Origin of the sequence: Aeromonas sp. Prich7-2, assembly GCF_017939255.1 — a bacterium.
GTDB lineage: Bacteria > Pseudomonadota > Gammaproteobacteria > Enterobacterales > Aeromonadaceae > Aeromonas > Aeromonas caviae.
The window spans coordinates 1-6473 of record NZ_JAGKRI010000102.1; the positions used below are offsets into that span (position 1 = coordinate 1).

Annotated in this window: 8 protein-coding genes and 1 pseudogene; 4 read left to right on the top strand and 5 right to left on the bottom strand. The window is 57.0% G+C overall.

What is annotated here, in order from left to right:
* The 3 genes from J9892_RS15325 to intI1 all read right to left on the bottom strand — a co-directional run.
* Positions 1-1157, bottom strand: a 1157-nt coding sequence (locus J9892_RS15325; protein ID WP_210538556.1) for a DUF4158 domain-containing protein, incomplete at its 3' end; no start/stop codon positions are given.
* 3 nt (positions 1158-1160) lie between these two features.
* Positions 1161-1721, bottom strand: coding sequence for a recombinase family protein (locus J9892_RS15330; RefSeq protein WP_001161490.1), 561 nt, complete (start codon positions 1719-1721; stop codon positions 1161-1163).
* A 336-nt stretch (positions 1722-2057) separates the two neighbouring features.
* A complete protein-coding gene (gene intI1 / locus J9892_RS15335) occupies positions 2058-3071 on the bottom strand; it encodes a class 1 integron integrase IntI1 (RefSeq protein ID WP_000845048.1) in 1014 nt (337 codons plus the stop codon).
* A 246-nt stretch (positions 3072-3317) separates the two neighbouring features.
* On the opposite strand from intI1, the pseudogene J9892_RS15340 reads away from it, so the two are divergent.
* Positions 3318-4106 (top strand): annotated as a pseudogene (locus tag J9892_RS15340) (AadA family aminoglycoside 3''-O-nucleotidyltransferase); the annotation flags it as partial.
* 48 nt (positions 4107-4154) lie between these two features.
* Positions 4155-4709 (top strand): AAC(6')-Ib family aminoglycoside 6'-N-acetyltransferase, encoded by a 555-nt coding sequence (gene aac(6')-Ib / locus J9892_RS15345; RefSeq protein WP_012695458.1) that lies wholly within the window; start codon positions 4155-4157, stop codon positions 4707-4709.
* Positions 4710-4781: 72 nt separating this feature from the next.
* Here aac(6')-Ib and J9892_RS15350 read toward each other — a convergent pair whose 3' ends face one another.
* Together J9892_RS15350 and J9892_RS15355 are read right to left on the bottom strand one after the other, a co-directional pair.
* On the bottom strand, positions 4782-5036 hold the full coding sequence (locus tag J9892_RS15350; protein WP_032492620.1) for a Txe/YoeB family addiction module toxin: 255 nt from the start codon (positions 5034-5036) through the stop codon (positions 4782-4784).
* Positions 5033-5284: a type II toxin-antitoxin system prevent-host-death family antitoxin gene (locus J9892_RS15355; protein ID WP_032492621.1), complete on the bottom strand. Its 252-nt coding sequence runs from the start codon at positions 5282-5284 to the stop codon at positions 5033-5035. Before J9892_RS15355 ends, J9892_RS15350 begins: the two co-directional genes overlap by 4 nt.
* Before the next feature lie 183 nt (positions 5285-5467).
* On the opposite strand from J9892_RS15355, the gene J9892_RS15360 reads away from it, so the two are divergent.
* Both J9892_RS15360 and J9892_RS15365 read left to right on the top strand, forming a co-directional pair.
* Positions 5468-6100, top strand: coding sequence for a type B-3 chloramphenicol O-acetyltransferase CatB3 (locus J9892_RS15360; RefSeq protein ID WP_000186237.1), 633 nt, complete (start codon positions 5468-5470; stop codon positions 6098-6100).
* A 156-nt stretch (positions 6101-6256) separates the two neighbouring features.
* A partial coding sequence (locus J9892_RS15365; protein ID WP_000679421.1) for an SMR family transporter occupies positions 6257-6473 on the top strand: 217 nt, incomplete at its 3' end.

Genomic DNA, 6473 nt, shown 5'->3' on the forward strand with positions numbered 1-6473 from the left:
AAGTTCTCGCCGACCAGGTGCAGGTGGTCGAAGCCTTCCGGCCGGGCCAGCAGCTCGGCCTCGCTGACGCTCTCGGTGAACTCGTCCCAGGGAATCACCGCCTCGATGGCGGCATAGGGGTCGCTGCCGCTTTCCTTCGCTTCCAGCAGCGCCTGGCCGATCCTGGAGTACAGGCGCACCTTGTCGTTGATCGCCTTGCCCTGCTTCTGGAACTGCTGCTGATGCTTGTGCTTCGCGCCGCTGAACAGCTTGACCAGGATGCGGTCATGCAGATCGACCAGCTCATCGATCACGGTCGCGGTGCTCTCCAGCACCACGGCGGCCAGGGTCGCGTAGCGGCGCTGCGGCTCGAACTTACCGAGGTCTTTGGGCGTCATCTGCCCACCCTCGCGGGCCAGCTTGAGCAGGCGGTTCTGGTGGATGTGCCGGCCCAGGCCTTCGGGCAAGTCCACCAACTGAAATGTCTTCAGCCGCTCGATGTGTTCCAGCATGTGCCGAGAGTTGGGTTTCAGCGGTGCCTGGCGCAGCCAGGTCAACCAGGTGATGCTGCTGCCGGCCTTGAGCTTCAACAGCTCGTCCAGCTTGGCCCGATGCGAGTCCGTGAGTGGTTCGACCAGGGCGCGGTAGACCCGCCGATTGGCTCGCGCAATGGCTTCCGAGCAGGCCCGGTCAATCACGCTCAGCGCCGGCAGGATGCGTCGTTTCTGCCGTAGGCTCTCCAGGGCCTGACCGGCCAGCAGCAAGCCTTTGTCGGTCTGCTGGGCCAGCTCGGTTAGCTCGCGCACCAGGGCGCGGAAGTCGGACAGGCCGAACGGGGCCAGTTGCAGGTAGGTGCGCAGTTCCTGGGCATGCTCGCGACGGGTCACGTCGCGCTCGCCGTACTTTGCCCAGCTCGCCGGCTCGGCCTGGACTTGCTTCGCCACCCACAGGATGACCGGCTCGGGCAGCTCGCTGTCGGTTCCCAGCGCGTAACCGGGGTAGCGCAGCAGGCAGAGCTGCACGGCGAAGCCGAGGCGGTTGGCGTCGCCGCGTCGCTGGCGGATCAGCGACAGGTCGGAGTCGTTGAAGGTGTAGTAGCGGATCAGGTCATCCTGGCTTTCCGGCAGCGCAAGCAGGGTGTCCCGCTCCGTGGCCGAGAGGATCAAGCGACGCGGCATGTGTCAGTCGTCCGTGCGGAGGTACTGGTAGAGGGTTTCCCGGCTGATGTTGAACTCGCGGGCAAGCTGCGCCTTGGGCTCGCCGGCCGTCGCTCGCTGCCGCAGGGTAGCAGCCTGCTCATCGGACAGGGCTTTCTTGCGGCCCCGGTACGCGCCACGCTGCTTGGCCAAGGCGATGCCCTCACGCTGCCGCTCGCGGATCAGGGCGCGCTCGAACTCAGCGAAGGCCCCCATCACCGACAGCATCAGGTTGGCCATCGGCGAGTCCTCGCCAGTGAACACCAGGCCCTCCTTCAGGAACTCGATGCGCACGCCGCGCTGAGTCAGCTTCTGTACCAAGCGACGCAGGTCATCGAGGTTGCGGGCCAGCCGATCCATGCTGTGCACCACCACTGTATCGCCTTCGCGGACGAAGCTCAGCAGCGCTTCGAGCTGGGGGCGCTGGGTGTCCTTGCCCGATGCCTTGTCGGTGAACACCTTGCTCACCTGGGTTTGTTCCAGCTGGCGTTCCGGGTTCTGGTCAAAGCTGCTGACCCGGACGTAGCCGATGCGGTGCCCCTGCACGATGTCTCCTTGGTTGAAGGCGGCTTAAGTGCACTTTCTGTTCCGTTGTGCCTCAAAGCCCATTTCTGTCAGGCTGAAATCTATAACCTTCGCGGGCATGTGTCAAAAAATGGGAAAGCAGACTCTATTCTGACTGTCGTTTTCAGAAGACGGCTGCACTGAACGTCAGAAGCCGACTGCACTATAGCAGCGGAGGGGTTGGATCCATCAGGCAACGACGGGCTGCTGCCGGCCATCAGCGGACGCAGGGAGGACTTTCCGCAACCGGCCGTTCGATGCGGCACCGATGGCCTTCGCGCAGGGGTAGTGAATCCGCCAGGATTGACTTGCGCTGCCCTACCTCTCACTAGTGAGGGGCGGCAGCGCATCAAGCGGTGAGCGCACTCCGGCACCGCCAACTTTCAGCACATGCGTGTAAATCATCGTCGTAGAGACGTCGGAATGGCCGAGCAGATCCTGCACGGTTCGAATGTCGTAACCGCTGCGGAGCAAGGCCGTCGCGAACGAGTGGCGGAGGGTGTGCGGTGTGGCGGGCTTCGTGATGCCTGCTTGTTCTACGGCACGTTTGAAGGCGCGCTGAAAGGTCTGGTCATACATGTGATGGCGACGCACGACACCGCTCCGTGGATCGGTCGAATGCGTGTGCTGCGCAAAAACCCAGAACCACGGCCAGGAATGCCCGGCGCGCGGATACTTCCGCTCAAGGGCGTCGGGAAGCGCAACGCCGCTGCGGCCCTCGGCCTGGTCCTTCAGCCACCATGCCCGTGCACGCGACAGCTGCTCGCGCAGGCTGGGTGCCAAGCTCTCGGGTAACATCAAGGCCCGATCCTTGGAGCCCTTGCCCTCCCGCACGATGATCGTGCCGTGATCGAAATCCAGATCCTTGACCCGCAGTTGCAAACCCTCACTGATCCGCATGCCCGTTCCATACAGAAGCTGGGCGAACAAACGATGCTCGCCTTCCAGAAAACCGAGGATGCGAACCACTTCATCCGGGGTCAGCACCACCGGCAAGCGCCGCGACGGCCGAGGTCTTCCGATCTCCTGAAGCCAGGGCAGATCCGTGCACAGCACCTTGCCGTAGAAGAACAGCAAGGCCGCCAATGCCTGACGATGCGTGGAGACCGAAACCTTGCGCTCGTTCGCCAGCCAGGACAGAAATGCCTCGACTTCGCTGCTGCCCAAGGTTGCCGGGTGACGCACACCGTGGAAACGGATGAAGGCACGAACCCAGTGGACATAAGCCTGTTCGGTTCGTAAACTGTAATGCAAGTAGCGTATGCGCTCACGCAACTGGTCCAGAACCTTGACCGAACGCAGCGGTGGTAACGGCGCAGTGGCGGTTTTCATGGCTTGTTATGACTGTTTTTTTGTACAGTCTATGCCTCGGGCATCCAAGCAGCAAGCGCGTTACGCCGTGGGTCGATGTTTGATGTTATGGAGCAGCAACGATGTTACGCAGCAGGGCAGTCGCCCTAAAACAAAGTTAGATGCACTAAGCACATAATTGCTCACAGCCAAACTATCAGGTCAAGTCTGCTTTTATTATTTTTAAGCGTGCATAATAAGCCCTACACAAATTGGGAGTTAGACATCATGAGCAACGCAGTGCCCGCCGAGATTTCGGTACAGCTATCACAGGCACTCAACGTCATCGAGCATCATCTGGGATCGACGTTGCTGGCCGTGCATTTGTACGGCTCTGCACTCGACGGTGGCCTGAAGCCATGCAGTGATATTGATTTGCTGGTTACTGTGACTGCACAGCTCGATGAGACTGTGCGGCAGGCTCTGTTCGTAGATTTCCTGGAAGTTTCCGCTTCTCCCGGCCAAAGTGAAGCTCTCCGTGCCTTGGAAGTTACCATCGTCGTGTACGGCGATGTTGTTCCTTGGCGTTATCCAGCCAGACGGGAACTGCAATTCGGGGAGTGGCAGCGCAAGGACATTCTTGCGGGCATCTTCGAGCCCGCGACAACCGATGTTGATCTGGCTATTCTGCTAACTAAAGCAAGGCAACACAGCCTTGCCTTGGCAGGTTCGGCCGCGGAAGATTTCTTCAACCCAGTCCCGGAAAGCGATCTATTCAAAGCACTGGCCGACACCTTGAAACTATGGAACTCACAACCGGATTGGGCAGGCGACGAGCGGAATGTAGTGCTTACCTTGTCTCGCATTTGGTACAGCGCAGCAACCGGCAAGATCGCGCCGAAGGATGTAGCTGCCAACTGGGTAATGGAACGCCTGCCCGTCCAACATCAGCCCGTGCTGCTTGAAGCCCAGCAGGCTTACCTTGGACAAGGGATGGATTGCTTGGCCTCACGCGCTGATCAGTTGACTGCGTTCATTTACTTTGTGAAGCACGAAGCCGCCAGTCTGCTCGGCTCCACGCCAATGATGTCTAAAACAAAGTTAGGCATCACAAAGTACAGCATCGTGACCAACAGCACCGATTCCGTCACACTGCGCCTCATGACTGAGCATGACCTTGCGATGCTCTATGAGTGGCTAAATCGATCTCATATCGTCGAGTGGTGGGGCGGAGAAGAAGCACGCCCGACACTTGCTGACGTACAGGAACAGTACTTGCCAAGCGTTTTAGCGCAAGAGTCCGTCACTCCATACATTGCAATGCTGAATGGAGAGCCGATTGGGTATGCCCAGTCGTACGTTGCTCTTGGAAGCGGGGACGGATGGTGGGAAGAAGAAACCGATCCAGGAGTACGCGGAATAGACCAGTCACTGGCGAATGCATCACAACTGGGCAAAGGCTTGGGAACCAAGCTGGTTCGAGCTCTGGTTGAGTTGCTGTTCAATGATCCCGAGGTCACCAAGATCCAAACGGACCCGTCGCCGAGCAACTTGCGAGCGATCCGATGCTACGAGAAAGCGGGGTTTGAGAGGCAAGGTACCGTAACCACCCCAGATGGTCCAGCCGTGTACATGGTTCAAACACGCCAGGCATTCGAGCGAACACGCAGTGATGCCTAACCCTTCCATCGAGGGGGACGTCCAAGGGCTGGCGCCCTTGGCCGCCCCTCATGTCAAACGTTGGGCGTCTTTTCAGTAGTGGTACTTGAGTTGAACGATCCAAAGGGCATCATCCGCCACTTTGTAAACCATTCGGTGCTCATCCGTAATTCGACGAGACCAATAACCGGCCAAAGCATGTTTTAATGGCTCTGGCTTGCCCACTCCAGAGAAAGGCTCTCGGGTGGTTTCTTTAATTAGCTTGTTAATTCGATCAACCATGCGGCGGTCTTGTTTTTGCCAGAACAGATAATCTTCCCATGCATCATCGGAAAAAATTAATCTCATTCGGCCAACTCCCGCGCCTGTCCTCGGCCCGCTTCAAGTTGCTCGATCGACTTGAAAAGCCGCTTGGCGTTGGCGGGGCTGCGCAGCAGATACGCAGTTTCTTCCAGCGCCTGGAAATCTTCCAGCGAGAGAATCACAACCGATTGGTCGCCGTTACGTGTGATGATCACCGGCTCATGATCGTTGCAAACACGATCCATGGTTCCAGCCAGGTTGGCGCGGGCGTGTGTGTAAGTGATAGCGTCCATAACATCCTCCGTACATGTACAGAAAATTGTACAACAAGAGCAACTCGAAGGCGAGGCAAAAAAACGCCCAACCCTTCAATCAAGTCGGGACGGCCAAAAGCAAGCTTTTGGCTCCCCTCGCTGGCGCTCGGCGCCCCTTATTTCAAACGTTAGACGGCAAAGTCACAGACCGCGGGATCTCTTATGACCAACTACTTTGATAGCCCCTTCAAAGGCAAGCTGCTTTCTGAGCAAGTGAAGAACCCCAATATCAAAGTTGGGCGGTACAGTTATTACTCTGGCTACTATCATGGGCACTCATTCGATGACTGCGCACGGTATCTGTTTCCGGACCGTGATGACGTTGATAAGTTGATCATCGGTAGTTTCTGCTCTATCGGGAGTGGGGCTTCCTTTATCATGGCTGGCAATCAGGGGCATCGGTACGACTGGGCATCATCTTTCCCGTTCTTTTATATGCAGGAAGAACCTGCATTCTCAAGCGCACTCGATGCCTTCCAAAAAGCAGGTAATACTGTCATTGGCAATGACGTTTGGATCGGCTCTGAGGCAATGGTCATGCCCGGAATCAAGATCGGGCACGGTGCGGTGATAGGCAGCCGCTCGTTGGTGACAAAAGATGTGGAGCCTTACGCTATCGTTGGCGGCAATCCCGCTAAGAAGATTAAGAAACGCTTCACCGATGAGGAAATTTCATTGCTTCTGGAGATGGAGTGGTGGAATTGGTCACTGGAGAAGATCAAAGCGGCAATGCCCATGCTGTGCTCGTCTAATATTGTTGGCCTGCACAAGTATTGGCTCGAGTTTGCCGTCTAACAATTCAATCAAGCCGATGCCGCTTCGCGGCACGGCTTATTTCAGGCGTTAGATGCACTAAGCACATAATTGCTCACAGCCAAACTATCAGGTCAAGTCTGCTTTTATTATTTTTAAGCGTGCATAATAAGCCCTACACAAATTGGGAGATATATCATGAAAGGCTGGCTTTTTCTTGTTATCGCAATAGTTGGCGAAGTAATCGCAACATCCGCATTAAAATCTAGCGAGGGCTTTACTAAGCTTGCCCCTTCCGCCGTTGTCATAATCGGTTATGGCATCGCATTTTATTTTCTTTCTCTGGTTCTGAAATCCATCCCTGTCGGTGTTGCTTATGCAGTCTGGTCGGGACTCGGCGTCGTCATAATTACAG